The sequence below is a fragment of the Yersinia sp. 1252 StPb PI genome (assembly GCF_048593885.1).
Classification (GTDB): Bacteria; Pseudomonadota; Gammaproteobacteria; order Enterobacterales; family Enterobacteriaceae; genus Yersinia; species Yersinia enterocolitica_E.
This window is the reverse complement of sequence record NZ_JAZGQE010000033.1, coordinates 1-20,124: the sequence shown is the minus strand read 5'-3', so window position 1 is coordinate 20,124 and position 20,124 is coordinate 1. Positions and strand designations below refer to the sequence as shown.

Sequence of the window (20,124 nt, the reverse complement as noted above, 5' to 3'; positions counted from 1 at the left end):
ATGGATACGTTCTTTTATTGTCTCTCGACATGGAGGTCGACAAAGATGTACTCACAATATTGGCAGGTTGGGCTAGATATTCAAATAGATGCTATACGCGCTTTGGCTGTTGTCAGACGCCGCTATGGCTGGCAACTGCGCTACTGGTGGCATCAAACCTTACCTTCTGGCGTTTTGCGGGAGGGTATTTTACAACAGCCAGATATGGTTAGCGACAAACTCAAATTATTGCGCAAACAATTACCAAAACATATTTCATTACGTATCGCATTGCCCGCACAGCGCATATTGCAACACACTATTGCGACACCGGACCGGCGTTTACGCGAACCGCAGCGTGACGGTTTTATCAAAGCCGCAGCAAGTAAGGTCTTCCCGCTCGGCAGTCAGGCTTTAGCCCTCGATTATCGTAGTGAAACCACAGCCAGTAGTGAGTTAATCATCACCGCCGCCCGTCAGTCAGAAGTTCAGCAATGGCAGGCGTGCTTGCATCAAGCGGGTTTACCCTCCGATATGATTGATATTACCCCCTGCGCTCTTCGTTATATGGCGGTGGCGGCAGGATTATCGGGACCATATTGGTTGGTTCATCGTTTGGAGAGTGAGTGGTTGTGGGTGTCATCGGCTGACATGCCGTTTGACTTTGGTGTGGTAGCCGCCGACTCAGAGGATGTAGCACCAGGCCTGCCGCCTACTACATTCAATCCATTACCGACGTTGCTGAGACAACTTCAGGCGCGTTATCCCGAGCAGAGTGGAATACCGATAACGGTGTATTACAGTAATGTGGCGGATGATGCTCCGGTTGAAAATACCACCGGCTGGTCACCCTTTACGGCTTTTGCCCAGTATCAACCGCCACTGCCACCATCCCCCGCTGCATTTATTCTGGCCGGAGGGCTGGCATTACGCCCGGCAGACGACTGATGTATCAAGTTAATTTTTCGTTATGGCGTGCAGAACGTCAATCATCCCGTTACCGTTTTTGGCGCAATCTAGGTTTATGCCAATGCCTGTTTTTAGCCATCCTACTGGTTGTAATACAACTGCAATCACGGGTAGTAAATTCCAGCCAACAAATCCGTCTGGCAGCGCTATCCCAGCAGCAAATAGCCTTAGGCCAGCACCATCAAGAGGTGCAACAGGCAATGGCACAACTACGGCATCGGGAACAGCGCGCTCAGATTTATCGTCAGGCCCACCAACTTGCCCAGCGATATTCAATATTATTGCAGCAGCTATCGCAGCAAATTCCAGATAGCTGCTGGTTGGTCAGCCTGATACCACAAGGCGATAAGGTGGTTTTTGAGGTAATTAGCCAGAGTTATGCCGCAATTAATCTCTTTTTAGTGCGTTTAGGCCGCTCGCCTCTCTTCACAACAGTGCATTTACAAAAAATTGCTCAGCAGGATGACGGTAATTTTCGCTTTGCGGTTTGGGCCGACTGGCAGGACAGAGATAGTGATGAAAGAGGTAGTGATGAATAAGCGGCTGCAACATTGGATGGATAGGCCGGGTTGGCAAATCTTGATAGGGCAGTGGGTTTTTGTTGGGCTTTTAAGTGTAATGGCTTATGGCATGTTATTACGCCCTGCATGGCAACAGCAGAAGCTCACCGCAGATAAGATTATTCAACATCAGCAACAGGTTGATCATCATCAGGTGGCTTTGGCACCGTTACCCTCACTTTCTCTGGTTCGTCAGCAAATGATGGTATTGAAAGAAAAGGAGGCATCGTGGTTGTCACTTGATAGTTCAATGGCCCATCTGACCGGTGAATTGATTGCCCCGTTTGGCGGGCAAGTCATTCGCTGGCAGCGGCAATCCGGGCCAGTTGGCGAGGCCGCAGTGGATTCCATAAGGCACCAACAGTGGCACGTTACTCTGCGGGTCAATTTCTATGGATTGCTCCATTTATTTCGTCAACTAGCCGAAATCCCCACCCCTGTTCAGACCCAGCTAGTTGAGATTAATAGTGATAATTCCGTACTGTCGGTGAAATTAAGCCTGAAAGAGTATCTCGCAGGTGGTGTCAATGAGTAGCGGCAAAGGGAGCACGGTATGGGGCCTCTAAAAATAGTCTCTCTGATAATCGTATCACTGGCACCTGTGGCTTATGCCGACCCCTTATTGACCGCCACAGGGCGTAATCCTTTTCAGGACCTATCAGCACAGCCATGTGATGGTGAGCGGGAGAAACTCACTCATTGGCGATTACAAGGGGTTGTCAGGGGAGGAGATTACTCTTCTGGTTGGATACTGCGGCCAGAGGGCCGCTGGCAGAAGCTGGTGGTCGGCTCACGGTTATTGTCAAATTGGCAAGTTACCCATATTGGCTCACGGCAGGTGAGCCTACAGAATACTGGCTTAGTTGGCTTTTGCTCTGGGTTATCGGAGCCAGTGGTGCTGCTGATGCGCTAACTAACGGGTTGTTTTAGATAATGATTATCATCACTAAAGAGCTTGGACGGGCAGCAAAAGCACTCTTACCGTTTCAAATATACAGGACATAAAAGGAATTAGTCTGATGAATGTTTCTACTACGAAAACCCGGAGTGGGCTTACCCTAACACTCAGTGCTGGGGTGATGCTGCTGCTGGTATTACTCACAAGTCATGCCTTTAGCGCAAAAAGTGGGCCGCCGGTAACCGTGGAGTTTCAAGATGCGCCGATAACGGTAGTGTTGCAGGCACTGGCGGATTATCAGCAACTGAATTTAGTCATTGCCGCTGGGGTTGAAGGTAATCTCAGCCTGAGATTGGCGGATGTTCCGTGGGAGCAGGCTTTGGCGATTATTTTGCGTATGGGCCGTCTAAAAGTAGAGCGCGAAGGGTCGGTAATGATGGTTTTCACCGAACAGGAGATACAGGAAAGGCAGCAACGGGCGGAACAGAAAGATGCATCTGAGTCCCTAAATAATTTCTCCCTGGCCTTGCAGTATGCTGATGCTGAACAAGTTGCCGACAGTTTGACTCTTCCTGAAGGTGGGTTGCTATCGCCACTGGGTAGTGTAGTGGTAGATAAACGTACTAATACATTATTAATTCGCGATACTCCCGCCTCTTTAGCACTATTGAAAAGTTGGCTGGCAGAGATGGATTTGCCTTTACAGCAAGTGCAGCTAGCGGCACACATCGTAACTATGAGTCGGGAAAATTTGCATGAACTTGGTGTGCGTTGGGGTATGGATGAAGCAACGCAGCCCCGTGCGCTGAGAGTGAATAATTTTAATGTGAATTTGCCACTCCCCAATAGCGCCCTCAGCGCTGGATTCAATGTTGCCCGTATCGGTGGGCGTCTGCTGGAACTGGAATTGAGCGCGCTGGAGCAAGAAAATCAGGTTGATATTATTGCCAGCCCTCGGCTGGTGACATCCCATCAGCAAACTGCCAGTATCAAGCAAGGTTCTGATATTCCTTATACGGTCTCGCGGGGTAAAAAAGGGGTGCCTACTATTGAGTTTAAAGAGGCAGTATTAGGGATGGAAGTGACACCGAAAATACTGCGTAATGGCAAGATTACTCTAAACTTGAAAATCAGCCAAAATATGCCCGGAATGGCAATTAAACGCGGAGATAGTGAAGCTTTATTAATAGATAAGCAGGAAATAAAAACCCAAATAACCGTAAACGATGGGGAAACTATTGTGCTTGGGGGGATTTTCCAGCAAAAAAATAGTCAGGGAGTTAATAAAGTGCCCATACTGGCCGATATCCCTTGGCTGGGCGCGCTGTTCAAACAAGACACCCAACAACAAAGTCGGCGGGAGTTAGTGATTTTCATCACGCCAAGGCTAATCAGTGCTTGAGCCTTATGGGGGGGTGTTTTATGAAAACAGACCAATCTTGGTGACTTTCTGCAACTTTTTGTGTGATAGGAGGCTTCTAAATTTGACGCTGCCTCCGATTTAGCTTACAAGGGTTACCGAATTGAGCTCCGAGGTTTTAATAACGTTGATACGCCGATAAAAACGTATGGTTTCCCTCCCACGACGTGTACAACGATTTATTCGGTTGCCAAACTACCAGAAGTGCTGAGATAATTTTCCGTCTGATCTCGCACTATCGCTCATGAGGTTTCAGTTTAGGTCCCGCCGCTGATTTGATTGGCGGGGCGGGTTATCATTAACGAATAGTCTTAGTAATACCAAAAACATGGCAGAGAAACGCAATATCTTTCTGGTTGGGCCTATGGGTGCCGGCAAAAGCACTATTGGTCGTCAGTTAGCTCAGCAACTCAATATGGAGTTTTTCGACTCTGATCAAGAAATTGAGCGACGTACCGGAGCTGACGTGGGCTGGGTATTCGACGTGGAAGGCGAAGAAGGTTTCCGCGATCGTGAAGAAAAAGTTATTAATGAACTGACGGAAAAACAAGGCATTGTTCTGGCAACCGGTGGTGGCTCTGTTAAATCCAGAGAAACCCGTAACCGTTTGTCAGCCCGTGGCGTTGTGGTTTATTTAGAAACTACAATCGAGAAGCAGTTGGCCCGTACACAGCGCGACAAAAAACGTCCGTTGTTGCAGGTTGATGCGCCTCCACGTGAAGTGTTAGAAGCACTGGCAAAAGAACGTAATCCGTTGTACGAAGAAATTGCAGATGTCACCATCCGCACTGACGATCAAAGCGCGAAAGTTGTTGCTAACCAGATTATCAACATGCTGGAAAGTAACTGATTTTAGCATTTTACTAATGCCTCCGGGCGTAAGTTAAGAAGGTTACTGAGCGCGACATGGAGAAGATTACTGTCACGTTAGGGGAACGTAGTTACCCCATTACGATTGCTGCCGGATTGTTCAATGATTCGGCCTCTTTTGCGCCACTAAAGGCGGGTGACCAGGTAATGCTGGTAACTAACCAAACGCTGGCTCCACTCTATCTGGATTCGCTCCGGGCAGTGTTGGAACAAAGTGGCATTAAAGTTGATCAGGTGATTTTACCTGACGGTGAGCAGTACAAATCTCTGAGTGTTCTGGAGCAGGTATTTTCTGCCCTTCTGGAAAAACCGCATGGTCGTGATACTACACTTGTTGCCTTAGGTGGCGGTGTAGTAGGCGACCTGACCGGTTTTGCTGCGGCTTGCTATCAGCGCGGCGTTCGCTTTATTCAAGTTCCTACTACCTTACTGTCTCAGGTGGATTCCTCTGTTGGTGGCAAAACCGCAGTAAATCATCCACTGGGCAAGAACATGATTGGTGCGTTCTATCAACCAGCATCGGTAGTGGTTGACCTTAATTGCCTTAACACTCTCCCTTCGCGTGAGCTTGCCTCCGGGCTGGCTGAAGTTATCAAATATGGCATCATTCTTGATGCGGCTTTCTTTGATTGGTTAGAAGATAATATCGATGCATTACTCGCACTGGATATGTCAGCGTTAGCTTACTGCATCCGCCGTTGCTGCGAATTAAAAGCCGATGTTGTTGCTGCCGATGAACGTGAAGAGAGCGGTATGCGCGCATTACTCAATTTGGGTCATACTTATGGTCATGCTATTGAGGCTGAAATGGGCTATGGCGTCTGGTTACACGGCGAAGCCGTTGCTGCGGGTATGATGATGGCAGCACACACCTCCCGTCGATTGGGTCAGTTCTCAGCTAGTGATGTTGGGCGTATCAAACAACTACTGTTACGAGCCGGTCTGCCGGTCTGCGGGCCGCAGGAAATGACACCAGAGTCTTATCTGCCGCATATGATGCGGGATAAAAAAGTGCTGGCAGGCGAGCTTCGTCTGGTACTGCCAACGGCTATCGGTAAGTCAGAAATCCGTAGCGGTATTGCACATGACACGGTGTTGGCATCGATAGCTGATTGCCAGTTATAAAAATGGCATAAGTCCGATATTTATATGTTCGATACCCAAAGTTATTGGAGTAGCTTGTAGGCAACAAGGGAAAGGCAAATTGGTTGTAAACCATTTTGAACAACACTTGTGCTGGCCCGCAGGGTAATCCCTGATGAGGCTCATAATTCTGCTGAGCTGACGCAAGTTAGCGATTTGGAAGAGAGGGTGGCTAGCACCTTTGCGGCTTCAAGTACGAAGGGTATGCGCATAAGTTCTAAGATGTTGTACTATAAGAACATCATATTCCTTTGCTGCGGGCTGTTTATACCCTAAATAATTCGAGTTGCAGGAAGGCGGCAAGCGAGAGAGTCCCTATGAGCTTACATAAGTAAGTGATTCGGGTGATTGAGCGTAGCCAACGCACATGCAGCTTGAAGTATGACGGGTATAGCCTGTTTGCAGTCAGTAAAATCAATCAGCCAGATCGCAGCTATCAATGCGGTGGGCTTTTGCCTCTAGTTGGAGGGTTTAGATGGATGATTTAAAGCCGGAAGACGATCTGAAACCAGATAGCAGTGACCGTCGTCCTACACGTGCCCGTAAGTCCTCGGCCGGACCTAAGCTTGCTGTTTCACGCCAACACATCATGATTGGTATCGGCATTTTAGTGCTTTTGTTGATCATTATCGCCATCGGTTCAGCCCTGAAAGCCCCGACTGAGCATGAAGCATCCCAGCAAAACCCGAATGTTGATGCGGCGAGAAATATTAATCTGTCTGATTCATCTTCACTCACTAGCGGCAATAACACTCAGCCCGGTGTGACAAACAATGCCAGCGACGGTCATGATGCCAATGGCGTGAAGAATTCGGCTCAGCCACAGGATATTAGTGCTCCGCCAATTTCGCCAACGCCAACTGAGGCTTCAGTGCCGCCTGCGGCGAATAGCCCGACTCAGCGTGTTGAATTGCCAGGCAATATGTCTGATGCACTTTCTCAAACTCAGGGGCAGGTTGATACCTTGTCTCAGAATATGAACGACGGTCAGACATCCACCTTGCCGACGGCACCTGCAACGGTTTCTGGTTCAAAAGGGGCTAAAGCACCGGCACCGGCTACGGGTGAAACCATTACCCACCCGTCGCAGAAGCAAGCTACGACAGCAGCTAAGCTGCCAACCAGCAACCATAAAAAACCGACCACCGTGGTTTCTCCAGCGGCATCTGCGGTGACCAAATCAGGTTCCGTTGGCAGCAGTAGCACCTTAAAGAATGCACCAGGTAACCATTTCACGTTACAACTGAGCAGCGCATCACGCTCAGACACATTGAATGCCTATGCTAAACAGCAAAAATTAACTGACTATCATGTCTATGAAACTAAACGTGATGGTAAACCTTGGTATATTTTAGTAAGTGGTAATTACCCCTCTTCTGCTGATGCAAAAAGGGCCATCACGACGCTACCAGCCGATGTTCAGGCGAAAAAACCGTGGGTTAAACCTGTACAACAAGTGCAGCAAGACCTTAAAAAATAAATCATTCTTATTTGTGCGCTGATGTGCTGTTTGAAACAGAGTACAATCTGCGGCTCTGAATTATTAAGTAGCTAACTGACGGCATGAAGAAAAACCGCGCTTTTTTAAAATGGGCTGGTGGGAAATATCCGCTGGTTGATGACATACGACGCCATCTTCCAGCGGGAGACTGCTTGATAGAGCCATTCGTCGGTGCGGGTTCGGTGTTTCTTAACACTGAGTATGAGTCTTACATACTGGCCGATATCAACAGCGATCTTATCAACCTCTACAATATCGTGAAGGAACGCACTGATGATTTTGTGCGTGACGCCCGTGTTCTGTTTACCGGCGACTTCAATAAATCCGAGCAGTTTTACTTACTGCGTCAAGAGTTTAACGCCAGTACTGATGCTTATCGCCGCGCATTATTATTTCTCTATCTGAATCGCCATTGTTATAACGGCCTGTGTCGTTATAATTTGAGCGGTGAATTCAATGTGCCTTTTGGTCGTTATAAAAAACCTTATTTCCCTGAGGTAGAGCTGTATTGGTTTGCTGAAAAATCGCAAAATGCGGTATTCGTTTGTGAGCATTATCAGGAAACTCTCTTAAAAGCAGTGCATGGGGCGGTAGTTTATTGCGATCCTCCGTATGCGCCATTGTCAGCGACGGCGAATTTTACGGCATATCACACCAATAACTTTGGCATTGTGGATCAACAGAATCTGGCTCGTCTGGCTTATCAACTTTCGGCCGAAAACAAGATTCCAGTTCTGATTTCTAACCACGACACAGAACTGACGCGCAATTGGTATCATCAGGCGTCACTGCATGTGGTGAAAGCGCGCCGTACTATCAGCCGTAATATTCTTGGTCGTAGTAAAGTGAACGAGCTTTTGGCGCTGTATAGCTGAGCGGAAATACCGCCCGGTAAAGATTCAAACCCAATGGTTTATGAAATAGAACCCCTGACGTAGATGCGCCATCTGTCAGGAAGATGTTTTATAGAATAAAGAGATACGTTTGGAGACGCGGATGAAAAAGTTTTTAATTGCCCCATCTATTCTGTCAGCCGATTTTGCCCGTTTGGGTGAAGATACCGCCAAGGTGCTCGCGGCCGGGGCTGATGTTGTGCATTTTGATGTGATGGACAATCATTACGTTCCTAATCTGACCATCGGGCCGATGGTGTGTCAGGCACTGCGTGACTATGGTATTACCGCGCCGATTGATGTGCATCTGATGGTAAAACCGGTTGACCGTATCGTCCCGGATTTTGCCAAAGCGGGTGCCACGTATATTTCATTCCATCCCGAAGCCTCTGAACACGTCGACCGCACCTTACAACTGATCAAAGAGAATGGCTGCAAGGCGGGCTTGGTGTTTAACCCTGCTACGTCGCTGAGTTACCTTGATTATGTAATGGATAAGCTGGATGTCATCTTGTTGATGTCAGTTAACCCCGGTTTCGGCGGGCAGTCATTTATTCCTGAAACACTGAATAAGTTACGTCAGGTACGTAAATTGATTGATGCCAGTGGCTATGACATTCGCCTGGAAGTGGATGGCGGGGTGAAAGTCGACAATATTCGCCAGATTGCGGCGGCTGGTGCTGATATGTTTGTAGCGGGTTCAGCTATTTTCAGCCAACCGGATTATGCTGCGGTGATTGATGCTATGCGCAGTGAGCTGGCGATGTCTGCTCATGACTAAATTCGATGCTATCCGTGGTGTGGCGTTCGATCTGGACGGTACATTGGTTGATAGTGCGCCGGGTCTTGCCAGTGCCATTGATATGGCGTTACAGCATCAGGGTTTACCGGTTGCCGGTAATGCATTGGTGTCCACCTGGATTGGCAATGGCGCTGATATTTTGGTTGAGCGGGCGCTACGCTGGGCAGGTCATGAGCCGGATGCTCAGTCAGTGGTACATACCCGTGAGCTGTTTGATCACTATTATGCCAAAACGGTTGAACAGGGGAGCCAGCTATTCCCGCAAGTGAAAGCTACGCTGGCTCAACTGGCAGCCCATGGTTTGCCGATGGGGCTGATTACCAATAAGCCGACGCCGTTTGTTGCTCCTTTGCTGGCATCACTGGGTATCGCAGATTATTTCTCAGTAATTATTGGTGGCGACGATGTGGTAGTGAAAAAACCGCATCCGGCCCCGCTCTATTTACTGTTAGCTAAACTTGGCCTTCGCGCCAGCGAAATGCTGTTTGTCGGCGATTCGCGTAATGACATTATGGCTGCGCAGGCCGCGGGTTGCCCTTGTATTGGGCTGACCTATGGATATAACTACGGCGAAGCTATTGCCACCAGTCACCCCGATTGCGTGCTGGAGCATTTTGCCGATCTGTTGCCCGCCATCGGGCTGTCGTCTTTAAAAGATCAGGAAGTATAAAATGAGTAAACCCACTGAGTTAACCACTGTATCCAGTAACCCAATCAAGCCTATCGTATTTAGCGGTGCGCAACCGTCCGGCGAATTGACCATTGGCAATTACATGGGTGCGCTGCGTCAGTGGGTACAGATGCAGGATGATTATGAGTGCATTTATTGCATCGTTGACCTGCATGCCATTACTGCTCGTCAAGATCCGGCGCAGTTACGCAAAAGAACCTTAGATACGTTGGCGCTGTATCTGGCTTGCGGTATCGATCCGAAAAAGAGTACGATTTTCGTTCAGTCCCATGTGCCTGAGCACTCTCAGCTAAGCTGGGCGTTGAACTGCTATACCTATTTTGGTGAGCTGAGTCGTATGACCCAGTTCAAAGATAAGTCAGCCCGTTATGCTGAAAACATTAATGCCGGTTTGTTTGATTATCCTGTATTGATGGCGGCGGATATTTTGCTCTATCAAACTAATCAGGTGCCGGTCGGTGAAGACCAGAAGCAACATCTGGAGCTGAGCCGCGATATCGCTGGTCGATTCAATGCGTTGTACGGCGATATTTTCAAAATTCCTGAACCGTTTATTCCGAAAGCCGGTGCGCGGGTAATGTCTTTGCTAGACCCAACCAAAAAGATGTCCAAATCTGATGACAACCGCAATAACGTCATTGAACTGCTGGAAGATCCGAAATCGGTAGTTAAAAAGATTAAGCGCGCGGTGACGGACTCTGACGAGCCAGCAGTTATCCGTTATGACGTAGAAAAGAAAGCCGGTGTTTCTAACTTGCTGGATATCTTGTCAGGTGTGACCGGTCAGTCAGTTCCTGAGCTGGAAGCACAGTTTGAAGGCCAGATGTATGGTCATTTGAAAGGTGCCGTGGCGGATGCCGTCTCTGGCATGCTGACAGAGCTACAGGCGCGTTATCACACTTATCGTGAAGACGAGGCTTTCTTGCAGGAAGTGATGCGTGAAGGGGCTGCCAAGGCGCGTGCTCGCGCGCAACAGACATTAGCTAAAGTGTACGACGCTATCGGTTTTGTCGCCCATCCGTAAGTGAGCCGAGTCAACAATAAGAGAAGGCGTTCCCTTCTCTTATTGGCGGGTTATTTGTCCACCAAACCCTTAAGGTGGGAGCTGAGAAATAAGTCAGCAACGCTATAATATGCAATACGCTGTTTTAGTTGTATCTATGTGTGTTTTTGTGAGTGTCGCCCTGTGGCATTGACGACACTCATAAATGCTTTGATTCCAGGGTCAACGTCTGGTGACAACATTCTCATAATTGATTTGGAATTACGGCCTACATCTTCGGAGATTGCCGGATAACCACACGTCGCCTTAATCAGCGTTCTTAGCATTCCTTTGGCGACTTCTATTTCGCCCTCAAGAATACGCTGGCGAACTTCCGCTAAAATATCCTGACTTGCTGCTGGGTCATCATGGAGCAAATCAGCCCACATTTTATTACTGTCTGTTGCTGGCATAATTAAACCCTTCTTTTTAAATAATCAGCACGGTAACGTTGCGCCTTTTCTAAGTCACTGTTTTGCATATCTTTGAAACCGGCGCACAATAAGATGATGATCTCGTCGCCTTCTTTCATTAAATAGATTCGTAAACCTGCTCCCCAATTAATCCGATATTCCCCGATACCAGGTCGACCAGATAACCATTTTACTGAGGATAAATTATCGAGCTTTAAACGTTCTTCTACAGCTAACACTTTACTGATTGCCGAACGGTTTTTAGATAACCATTTTTGCAGTGGTATCACGCCGTCTGATGTAGTGTAGTATTTTATCTGCATGACTTCACGGTAACTAATTCGTTACCATGTGTCAATCTCTCCGGTGGGCAGTAAAAGTCCGCTATCCCTCCTTTCTAACCCACCTTTTCTACCTGTTCCGCTGTTTTGCTGTGATCAGTACTGGAGAACCAATTTAGTTTTTCACGTAAACGGACCACGCTACCGACGATGATCAGGCTAGGGCTGTTGACCTGCTGGGACAGTAATCCCAATTGGCTCAGTTCGCCGCTGACTACACGTTGATGCTGCGAGGTGCCATTTTCCACCAATGCCACAGACGTGGTAGCCGGCATCCCATGTTGAATCAGTTGCTGCTGAATTTCTCCCGCCTGGGATAACCCCATATAGAACACCAGTGTTTGTTTCTCTGCCGCCAGATTGGCCCAATCTAATTGAGCGTCTTTTTTGGCATGACCGGTAATCAAACGCACACTTTGTGCATGGTCACGGTGAGTCAGGGGTATCCCGCTATAGGCGGAGCAGCCGGAAGCTGCGGTAATTCCCGGCACTACCGAGAACGGAATCCCCGCTTCTGCCAGTGTTTCCAACTCTTCGCCGCCACGGCCAAAAATAAACGGGTCACCGCCTTTCAAGCGTACCACTCGTTTACCCTGCTGTGCCTGTTGCAATAGGAGCTGATTGATACTTTCTTGCGGAACACAATGGTAGCCGGACTCTTTTCCGACAAAAATCCGCTCGGCATCGCGCCGTACCAGATTCATCACCTCATCAGACACCAGCCGGTCATACACCACCACGTCTGCTTGTTGGATCTGCTGTAACCCTTTTAACGTCAGCAAACCGGCATCTCCCGGCCCGGCACCCACCAGAACCACCTCACCGCGATCACTCAACGGCGCATTGAACAGATGCTCAATATGTTGTTCGATTTGTCGCTGATCGTCGTTAGCCAATGATTGCGCCAGGCGGTCGTGAGTAAGCAGTTTTTCCCAAAAGCGGCGGCGATCGGCCATCGCGGTAAAATGTTGCTTCACCCGCTGGCGTAAATTGCCCGCCAATTGTGCCAGTTGCCCCAAATGCTGTGGCAACATTGCCTCGAGTTTTTCGCGCAGCAAGCGCGCCAATACAGGGGCTTTACCGCCGGAAGATATCGCTATCATAATCGGCGAGCGGTCAATGATGGACGGCATGATAAAGCTGGTGCGTTTCGGGTCATCCACCACATTACAGAACACCCGCTGTAGGTTGGCACTCTGATAGACCAAGGCATTGACTGCCACCTGATCAGTTGCTGCAATCACCAGCCATTTCTCTGCCAACAAATCCGGTACAAATTCGCCGCAGACTAATGTGAGCAGCCCCTGTTCCGCCCAGTAGTGAAACTGTGGCGTAAATTCACAGGCATTGACGGTAATTACTGCACCCGCATCCAGCAGCAAGCGAGCCTTGCGTTCGGCAACTTCACCACCGCCGACCAACAGGCAGGCTTTATGTTGCAGTTGGCAGAAAATCGGGAAGTAGTCCATCGGCAATCCTTCATTCTAGGGGCGGAAGTGGCTATTGATAAGTTCAGTGATTGAAGGGGCGACCATACCTCGTGGCGCTTCGATGGTTTACACCGAATGGTTCCAACGGCACGTTTCCCCTTAATCAATATTCTCAGTAGGTTACTGTTTCACAGCTTGCGGCGTGTTAATTGCCGCAGGTTGCGGGCGGTTTTCCCGTGGTGTGGCATACCAGTAGCCAAGGCCCATAAAGACTGCGCCTGACAAGGTATTACCCAGGGTTACCCACAACAGGTTGTGACCGATGCCACTTAAGGTGTAGGCCTCGCTATGATTGCCAAACCAAGATAGGGCAAACAGTGTCATGTTGGCGACAGAGTGCTCATAGCCTGAGGCAATAAAGGCCAGTAAACACCACCAGATAGCGATAAATTTGGCGGCACCCTCCACACGGATTGCCATCCAGATCGCCAGACAAACCAGCCAGTTACATAATACACCTTTGAAGAATAAGGTCATAGCTGGCGCAGAGGTTTTTGCTAATGCAGCAGTGTGTACCAGGCTGGTATCTACCGACAGCAGGTTACCGCCACCGTAGTAATAGAGCAGAGCCACAAAAACGGAACCCAGTAGATTTCCCAGCCAGGTTTGTGGCAATACTGCCCACATCTGGCTGGATTTGATGGTGCCGGCCTTCACACCGAAAGTCAGGAACATGGTGTGTCCGGTGAACAACTCGGAACCCGCAATAATGACCAAAGTCAGTGCCAGGCCGAAGGTGGCTCCCATTACCAGTGGGCGGTAAGCAGGATCGATCAGGTTACCCAGTGTGAAAATCAGAATAATGCCAAGGCCGACGTAGGCACCAGCCATTGCTGAGCCAATCCAGAAACCCAGCGGACTTTCTTTTGATAACTTGACGATGCGCGCCGCGTTGGCGGCGCATTTGTTGATCGTATCTGTATACATACTCATACCTGTGATCAAGAGTTATTTTATGGTTATCTGGCACTGACCGGATAACTGTTATTTATCACGCTTTGACTTGCACCATGCCGTCGCGAACTCGCACGTCATAATGGGCAACTGAGCGACTTTCATCTTCCAGACAGAAACCATCATGCAGGCGGAAGTGTTGCTTTTTCAGCGGACTGGCCACCCATAGATCACCTTGATGTTCAGCAATCAACCCGCGCGACAGCACACTGGCTTGCGCGAAGGGATCGATATTGCTAATGGCAAAGAGTTGTTCGTCAGCGTAAGGGCGGAAAACCGCGACATGCTGCTCACCGATCAGGCCGCATACGCCGCTACCGGGTAAAATATCGGTTAATGGACAAAGTGGAATCCACTGGCTCATACGTTATCCTCCAATTCCAACACCCGGACTGGGATACGCTCATCTGGGCGCGCTGGGCGATGTTGTTCACGTTCAGGTACCACTTGTACATTCGGGTCGCGTAGCGGGCTGTTAATGAAGTGGGCAAAACGAACCTGTGCCGCAGGGTTCTCAACCGTCACTTTCCATTCACAGGTCACTTTGTCGCGTAGGCGGGCAATATCGGCTTCCAACTGGTCGTTAATAGCTAACTTGTCGTCGAGGATCACGGCGCGCAGATAATTAATGCCGCCTTCCAGACTTTCCAGCCAGACGGAGGTGCGTTGCAGCTTATCGGCGGTGCGGATGTAAAACATCATGAAACGGTCGAGGTAGCGCATCAGGGTTTCTTCATCCAGATCCGCTGCCAGCAGGTCAGCATGACGTGGCTTCATACCGCCGTTACCACAGACATACAGGTTCCAACCATTTTCGGTGGCGATAATTCCGACATCTTTACCCTGAGCTTCCGAACATTCACGGGTACAGCCGGAGACCCCAAACTTCATTTTATGCGGTGTGCGAATGCCTTTGTAACGATGCTCCAGCGCCACACCAAAGCCGACGCTGTCGCCGACACCAAAGCGGCACCAGGTACTGCCAACGCAGGTTTTTGCCATACGTAGGGCTTTGGCATAGGCGTGTCCGGTTTCAAAACCGGCTTCAATGAGTTGCGCCCAGATAGCGGGCAGGTCATCTTTTTGCGCGCCAAACATCCCCACCCGCTGAGAGCCGGTCAGTTTGGTATACAAATTATAGTGTTTGGCGATACGGCCAATGGCTAACAGGCCATCCGGTGTGATTTCCCCGCCCGGTGAGCGAGGGATAACCGAATAGGTACCATCTTTCTGAATATTGCCGAGGAAGTTGTCATTGGTATCCTGCAACGGCGTGTGTTGCGGCTCTAAGATATACTCATTCCAGCACGATGCCAGCAGTGACCCTACGGTTGGTTTACATACTTCACAACCGTAACCTTTACCGTATTTCTCCAGCAAGGCATCGAAGGACTTAATCCCTTCAACCCGAATCAGGTGATATAACTCTTGGCGCGAATAGGCAAAGTGTTCACACAAATGATGGTTAACCTCAATGCCTTGCTTACTCAGTTCGGCATTCAACACCTGGGTGACCAGCGGAATGCAACCGCCACAACCGGTACCGGCTTTAGTGGCAGATTTCAGTGCGGCAACGGTGTGGCAACCCTGGCCGATAGCCTGAATTATGTCGCCTTTAGTCACATCAAAACAGGAACAGATTTGCGCGCTGTCCGGTAGCGAGTCCACGCCCATTGCCGGTTTGCTGCCCGCATGGGCTGGTAGGATCAGACTGTCCGGGTTTTCTGGTAATTCGATGTTGTTCAGTGCCAGTTGCAGCAAGTTGCCATAATCGGTGGTATCACCCACCAGCACCGCCCCTAACAGGGTTTTGTTATCTGCGCTAACCACCAGACGTTTATAAATTTCTTTATTTTCATCCAGATAAACGTAGCTACGAGCACCCTCAGTGCGGCCATGAGCATCACCAATCCCACCGACATCCACGCCCAGTAGTTTCAGTTTGGCGCTCATGTCAGCACCGTGGAAGGCGTTTTCGCGGCCAAGTAGACGGTCTGCGGTGACCTGCGCCATTTTATAGCCCGGCGCGACCAATCCAAAGGTGCGCTCTTGCCATGAGGCACATTCGCCAATGGCGTACACATCAGGGTCGGAGGTTTGGCAATAATCATTGATAGCAATACCGCCACGGCGCGCGGTGGCTAAACCGCATTGGTGTGCCAGTTTGTCTTGTGGGCGGATACCGGTGGAGAAGACGATAAAATCTACTTCTAACTGGCTACCATCGGCAAACAGCATGGTTTTGCGGCTGTTTTGGCCTGAATGAATAATTTCTTGGGTATTTTTACCTGTATGGACTCTGACCCCCATACGCTCAATCTTCTGGCGCAACTGGTCGCCACCCATAGGATCAAGCTGTTCGGCCATTAATACCGGTGCAAACTCAATGACATGGGTTTCAACGCCAAGGCTTTTTAGGGCACCAGCGGCTTCCAACCCTAACAGCCCGCCGCCGATAACCGCACCACGTTTGCTACGGCGAGTACAAGACTCAATCGCATTCAGATCTTCAATGGTGCGATAGACAAAGCAATCTTGCCCTTCACTGCCTTTAATCGGCGGGATCCACGGGTAAGAACCGGTCGCCATAATCAGCTTGTCGTAATACAGCGTACGGCCACTGTTGGAATGGATCACTTTCTCGGTGCGATTAATAGTGATGGCACGTTCGCCAACCAGCACTTTTACACCGTGCTTTTCATAAAAGCCTTCACGAACCAGTGATAACTCTTCCGCAGTGTGGTGGGAGAAGTAAGAAGAAAGATGTACCCGGTCATAAGCGATGCGCGGTTCTTCGCAAAATACGGTTATCTCAAATTGGTCTTTATCTGCTTTATCTAATAAGTCTTCGATAAAGCGGTGGCCGACCATACCGTTGCCGATGATGGCAAGTTTGACTTTGCTCATTTTTGCCTCAATTTTTAATTTTCTACGCTTACAGTAATCCTCCCCACACCGCACTTCTTGATGTAAATCAATTTGCTTTCCATATACCTCTAAGGTGGTAGATGAATGATTTTTAACGATTTTTGATAAGTTGCGGATTTCATTCATCTTTAGCTGAAAGGTTTCAGTTTTAGATTTTAAATGACTGAAAAGAAAATCGGGCAGCATACTGTTGGTCGGGTAAGCTAAAGCAAATAGCTTTTAGTTATGACCAGAATATAAAAGGGATCATGGAGGCATCGATGACAACGCAATCCTTACCAAATCACTTACTCACCACTATCAATAATGTGCGGCTTGCCGGGCAAGCGGGCTTTTGGCAGATAACTATCGCGGAGGGCAAAATCAGTGCTATTAGCCCGCAGCCGGAACAGCAGACGGTTGGCGCCGGGGTGCTGGATGCGCAAGGTGGGTTGGCATTGCCGCCTTTTATTGAGCCACATATCCATCTGGATACCACCCAAACGGCCGGGCAACCGAGCTGGAATCAGTCAGGTACTCTGTTTGAGGGGATTGAGCGCTGGGCAGAGCGCAAAGCCTTGCTCTCGCGCGAGGATGTTAAACAGCGGGCATGGCAGACGTTGAAGTGGCAAATCGCCAATGGTATTCAGCATGTCCGTACCCATGTGGATGTTTCCGATCCTAGTCTGACGGCACTCAGTGCGATGTTAGAGGTAAAAGAAGAAGTCAGCCCGTGGGTGGATATGCAGATTGTCGCTTTCCCACAAGAAGGGATTCTCTCTTATCCCGACGGTGCCGCGCTGTTAGAAGAGGCGCTGCGACTGGGAGCTGATGTAGTTGGGGCCATCCCACATTTTGAATTCACTCGCGAATATGGCGTTGAATCTCTGCATATCGCCTTCGCCTTGGCACAGAAATATCAGCGGCTGGTAGATGTGCATTGTGATGAAATTGATGATGAGCAGTCACGTTTTGTTGAAACAGTGGCGGCCTTGGCGCACCGGGAAAATATGGGGGCGCGCGTTACCGCCAGCCACACCACAGCAATGCACTCCTATAATGGGGCTTATGCTTCCCGGCTATTTCGTCTGTTGAAAATGTCCGGTATCAACTTTGTCGCCAATCCATTAGTGAATATTCATTTGCAAGGGCGTTTTGATACTTATCCGAAACGGCGTGGTATTACGCGGGTTAAAGAGATGCTGGCGGCAGAAATTAATGTCTGCTTCGGCCATGACGATGTATTCGACCCGTGGTACCCGCTAGGCACTGCCAATATGCTGCAAGTCCTGCATATGGGGCTACATATTTGTCAGTTGATGGGGTATAGCCAAATTAACGATGGGTTGAATCTGATAACCACCCACAGCGCCAGAACAATGCATTTATCTGATTATGGCTTGCAGCCAGGTAATAGCGCTAACCTGATTATTCTGCCCGCAGAAAATGGGTTCGATGCCGTGCGGCGACAGGTGCCAGTGCACTATTCCATTCGTCATGGGATGGTGATTGCCAAGACCCAGCCAGCCGAAAGCCGCATATATCTGGGGCAGGAAGAGGTAGTGAATTTTAAATAGGCGCTGCCCTGCAACCGTGATGGCGGCAGGGCAGTAAAACCGATAAATCAGTCAGTCACATGGCCGTGGCTGCGGTGTTTGGTGAAGAAGCCCAGAATCAGACACATCACAAACACTGCCAGGTACAGGCCGTTTGCTGTTGCCAGCGCGGCATGAACACCACTGTTGGCGACAATCGGGCCAGTCACCACGAAGGTCAGCATGGTACCGACAGTACCGCAGGTCAGGATGAAGTTAACCAGTTTTGGCGAAGAGACTTTGGTTTGCAATGAACCCAGAGTAATCAGTGTGGTGTAAATTGCACTGGAAACAAAACCCAACGCCAGAATGTAGTAGCTCAGGTATTGTGGGTTATCGGTGCTGACAAACAGATACATCGCCAGTGTTGCCAGTGCCGCCAGTACAGTTACGATGCGTTGTAGGTCAAAGAAGCGCAGGATAAAGCTGAACACCCACATCCCAATCATATAAGAGATCCAGAAGTTACTGACCAGTTGGCCAGCCTGACTGATATCCATATTGAAAGTTTTGGTGGCGTATTCCGGTACCCACTGGATAAAACCAAGTTGGCCAAGGATATAGCACAATGCGGCAATCGACAGGAACAGCACGCCAACCCCCCATTTCTCTTTCGCAACCGGTTTGCTTTGATCAGCGGCTTTGTGGCCCAGAACTGGGAAATCAGAGCACAGTGTTAGCACAAAAATACCGACATACAGCAGGCCGATACAAGCGTACACCCAGTACCATTCGATATGGCGTGCCAGCAGCATTGCGGCGGCGACAGGGAAAATCATCCCCGCCATACTGAAGAACGAATCGGTAAACAGCAGGCGTGAACCGCGCTGACGCCCCTCGTACATATGGGTTATCAGGAAAGTACCAATCGACATGGTTATCCCGCTGACCACCCCGAGGATGAACATGCTGATTGAGAAGACCATTAGATTATGGCCAACCATCAATCCGGCGATAGCAATCAACATCAGAATAAAGCCAAATACCAACTGGCGTTTTAATGGAATGATTTCCATTAACCAGGCATTGAGGAAGATGGAGATTAAAATACCCGCGTTAAGGAAAGTAAATGTGTTACTCATACTGGCAATAGGCAGATTGAAATACTCTGCGATATTCCCCATCACCATCCCGGTGACAATAACTAACGCACCAGTAAGGGCGTAAGAGAAGTAACTGATCCAAGTGAGCCGAATGCGATTGCTGTTATTCATAAATAGGCCTGTGCGTCAGTATCAAATAAATAAGAGAGTTAAAGACAGATAATGGCTAAAAACGGACATAGGGCTAAAAGGAGGTCAAACCGGTTTTCAGCACTAAGGCGGCGGATCCTAGCACAGGCATAGTGAGTTTTTGTGATTTACATTCAACTTTTAATGTAATGACTGAAAAGCAATTGCGAATAATAGTGAGGCGTCACAGATTACGCTGCGGCCTCAAATGATAAAGATTCTTAATTCTATTAAAGTGTGGGTCGTGTTAAGGTTGCTTCAGGTATGATTTGCCCCGCTTGTAGATCAGTAAAAACTCATATACCGGTCGCCCTTCAAGATACAGGGGGGTTGGCAGCCCTTGCTCACCCCAGTCACTTAGTTATCTAAGCTCCAGGGGATCTGCTCGGTTGCCGTCTACCTGCATCTCAAAGTAACTTGGGTA

20 protein-coding genes are annotated in these 20,124 nt (G+C 49.1%); 13 read left to right on the top strand and 7 right to left on the bottom strand.

Annotation, left to right across the window (positions count from 1 at the left end):
• Window positions 1–45 precede the first annotated feature (45 nt).
• The 12 genes from pilM to trpS all read left to right on the top strand — a co-directional run bounded on the left by pilM (window position 46) and on the right by trpS (window position 10,750).
• Complete coding sequence (gene pilM / locus V2A85_RS07520) at window positions 46–927, top strand: type IV pilus biogenesis protein PilM (protein WP_372560319.1); 882 nt, start codon at window positions 46–48, stop codon at window positions 925–927.
• A complete protein-coding gene (locus V2A85_RS07515) occupies window positions 927–1,487 on the top strand; it encodes a PilN domain-containing protein (protein WP_372560320.1) in 561 nt (186 codons plus the stop codon). Before pilM ends, V2A85_RS07515 begins: the two co-directional genes overlap by 1 nt.
• Window positions 1,480–2,043 carry a pilus assembly protein PilO gene (locus V2A85_RS07510; RefSeq protein ID WP_420071182.1) on the top strand — a complete coding sequence of 188 codons (564 nt, stop codon included), beginning with the start codon at window positions 1,480–1,482 and terminating at the stop codon, window positions 2,041–2,043. The genes V2A85_RS07515 and V2A85_RS07510 overlap by 8 nt, the downstream gene beginning before the upstream one ends.
• Before the next feature lie 18 nt (window positions 2,044–2,061).
• Complete coding sequence (locus V2A85_RS07505; protein WP_372560322.1) at window positions 2,062–2,421, top strand: pilus assembly protein PilP; 360 nt, start codon at window positions 2,062–2,064, stop codon at window positions 2,419–2,421.
• 166 nt (window positions 2,422–2,587) lie between these two features.
• Window positions 2,588–3,808, top strand: a complete 1,221-nt coding sequence (hofQ, locus tag V2A85_RS07500) for a DNA uptake porin HofQ (RefSeq protein WP_420071181.1) — start codon at window positions 2,588–2,590, stop codon at window positions 3,806–3,808.
• A 346-nt stretch (window positions 3,809–4,154) separates the two neighbouring features.
• The gene (gene aroK / locus V2A85_RS07495) at window positions 4,155–4,676 is read left to right on the top strand and encodes a shikimate kinase AroK (protein ID WP_004702222.1); all 522 of its coding nucleotides are present in this window, start codon (window positions 4,155–4,157) and stop codon (window positions 4,674–4,676) included.
• Window positions 4,677–4,732: 56 nt separating this feature from the next.
• Entirely contained in the window at window positions 4,733–5,821 is a 1,089-nt protein-coding gene (aroB, locus tag V2A85_RS07490; protein ID WP_372560323.1) for a 3-dehydroquinate synthase, read from the top strand.
• A gap of 493 nt (window positions 5,822–6,314) precedes the next feature.
• Entirely contained in the window at window positions 6,315–7,319 is a 1,005-nt protein-coding gene (locus V2A85_RS07485) for an SPOR domain-containing protein (RefSeq protein ID WP_420071176.1), read from the top strand.
• An 83-nt stretch (window positions 7,320–7,402) separates the two neighbouring features.
• Window positions 7,403–8,215 (top strand): adenine-specific DNA-methyltransferase, encoded by an 813-nt coding sequence (gene dam / locus V2A85_RS07480; protein WP_372560325.1) that lies wholly within the window; start codon window positions 7,403–7,405, stop codon window positions 8,213–8,215.
• Between the two features lie 121 nt (window positions 8,216–8,336).
• Window positions 8,337–9,014, top strand: coding sequence for a ribulose-phosphate 3-epimerase (gene rpe, locus V2A85_RS07475; RefSeq protein ID WP_420071175.1), 678 nt, complete (start codon window positions 8,337–8,339; stop codon window positions 9,012–9,014).
• Window positions 9,007–9,705 carry a phosphoglycolate phosphatase gene (locus V2A85_RS07470; RefSeq protein ID WP_420071174.1) on the top strand — a complete coding sequence of 233 codons (699 nt, stop codon included), beginning with the start codon at window positions 9,007–9,009 and terminating at the stop codon, window positions 9,703–9,705. Before rpe ends, V2A85_RS07470 begins: the two co-directional genes overlap by 8 nt.
• A gap of 1 nt (window position 9,706) precedes the next feature.
• Window positions 9,707–10,750 carry a tryptophan--tRNA ligase gene (gene trpS, locus V2A85_RS07465; RefSeq protein ID WP_372560327.1) on the top strand — a complete coding sequence of 348 codons (1,044 nt, stop codon included), beginning with the start codon at window positions 9,707–9,709 and terminating at the stop codon, window positions 10,748–10,750.
• Window positions 10,751–10,884: 134 nt separating this feature from the next.
• Here the strand turns inward: trpS and V2A85_RS07460 are convergent, their stop codons facing one another.
• From V2A85_RS07460 to nirB, 6 genes are all read right to left on the bottom strand, one after another.
• Entirely contained in the window at window positions 10,885–11,181 is a 297-nt protein-coding gene (locus V2A85_RS07460) for a hypothetical protein (RefSeq protein WP_080985852.1), read from the bottom strand.
• A 2-nt stretch (window positions 11,182–11,183) separates the two neighbouring features.
• Window positions 11,184–11,504 (bottom strand): type II toxin-antitoxin system RelE/ParE family toxin, encoded by a 321-nt coding sequence (locus V2A85_RS07455; RefSeq protein ID WP_050088654.1) that lies wholly within the window; start codon window positions 11,502–11,504, stop codon window positions 11,184–11,186.
• 74 nt (window positions 11,505–11,578) lie between these two features.
• Window positions 11,579–12,991: a siroheme synthase CysG gene (gene cysG / locus V2A85_RS07450; RefSeq protein ID WP_420071173.1), complete on the bottom strand. Its 1,413-nt coding sequence runs from the start codon at window positions 12,989–12,991 to the stop codon at window positions 11,579–11,581.
• Between the two features lie 141 nt (window positions 12,992–13,132).
• Entirely contained in the window at window positions 13,133–13,939 is an 807-nt protein-coding gene (gene nirC / locus V2A85_RS07445; RefSeq protein WP_372560329.1) for a nitrite transporter NirC, read from the bottom strand.
• Window positions 13,940–14,003: 64 nt separating this feature from the next.
• On the bottom strand, window positions 14,004–14,330 hold the full coding sequence (nirD, locus tag V2A85_RS07440; RefSeq protein WP_032906583.1) for a nitrite reductase small subunit NirD: 327 nt from the start codon (window positions 14,328–14,330) through the stop codon (window positions 14,004–14,006).
• Window positions 14,327–16,873 carry a nitrite reductase large subunit NirB gene (gene nirB, locus V2A85_RS07435; protein WP_420071172.1) on the bottom strand — a complete coding sequence of 849 codons (2,547 nt, stop codon included), beginning with the start codon at window positions 16,871–16,873 and terminating at the stop codon, window positions 14,327–14,329. The genes nirD and nirB overlap by 4 nt, the downstream gene beginning before the upstream one ends.
• Before the next feature lie 281 nt (window positions 16,874–17,154).
• Here nirB and V2A85_RS07430 point away from each other — a divergent pair, with 281 nt between their 5' ends.
• Entirely contained in the window at window positions 17,155–18,450 is a 1,296-nt protein-coding gene (locus V2A85_RS07430; protein WP_420071171.1) for a cytosine deaminase, read from the top strand.
• 47 nt (window positions 18,451–18,497) lie between these two features.
• Here V2A85_RS07430 and tsgA read toward each other — a convergent pair whose 3' ends face one another.
• On the bottom strand, window positions 18,498–19,682 hold the full coding sequence (gene tsgA, locus V2A85_RS07425) for an MFS transporter TsgA (protein WP_420071170.1): 1,185 nt from the start codon (window positions 19,680–19,682) through the stop codon (window positions 18,498–18,500).
• Window positions 19,683–20,124 lie beyond the last annotated feature (442 nt).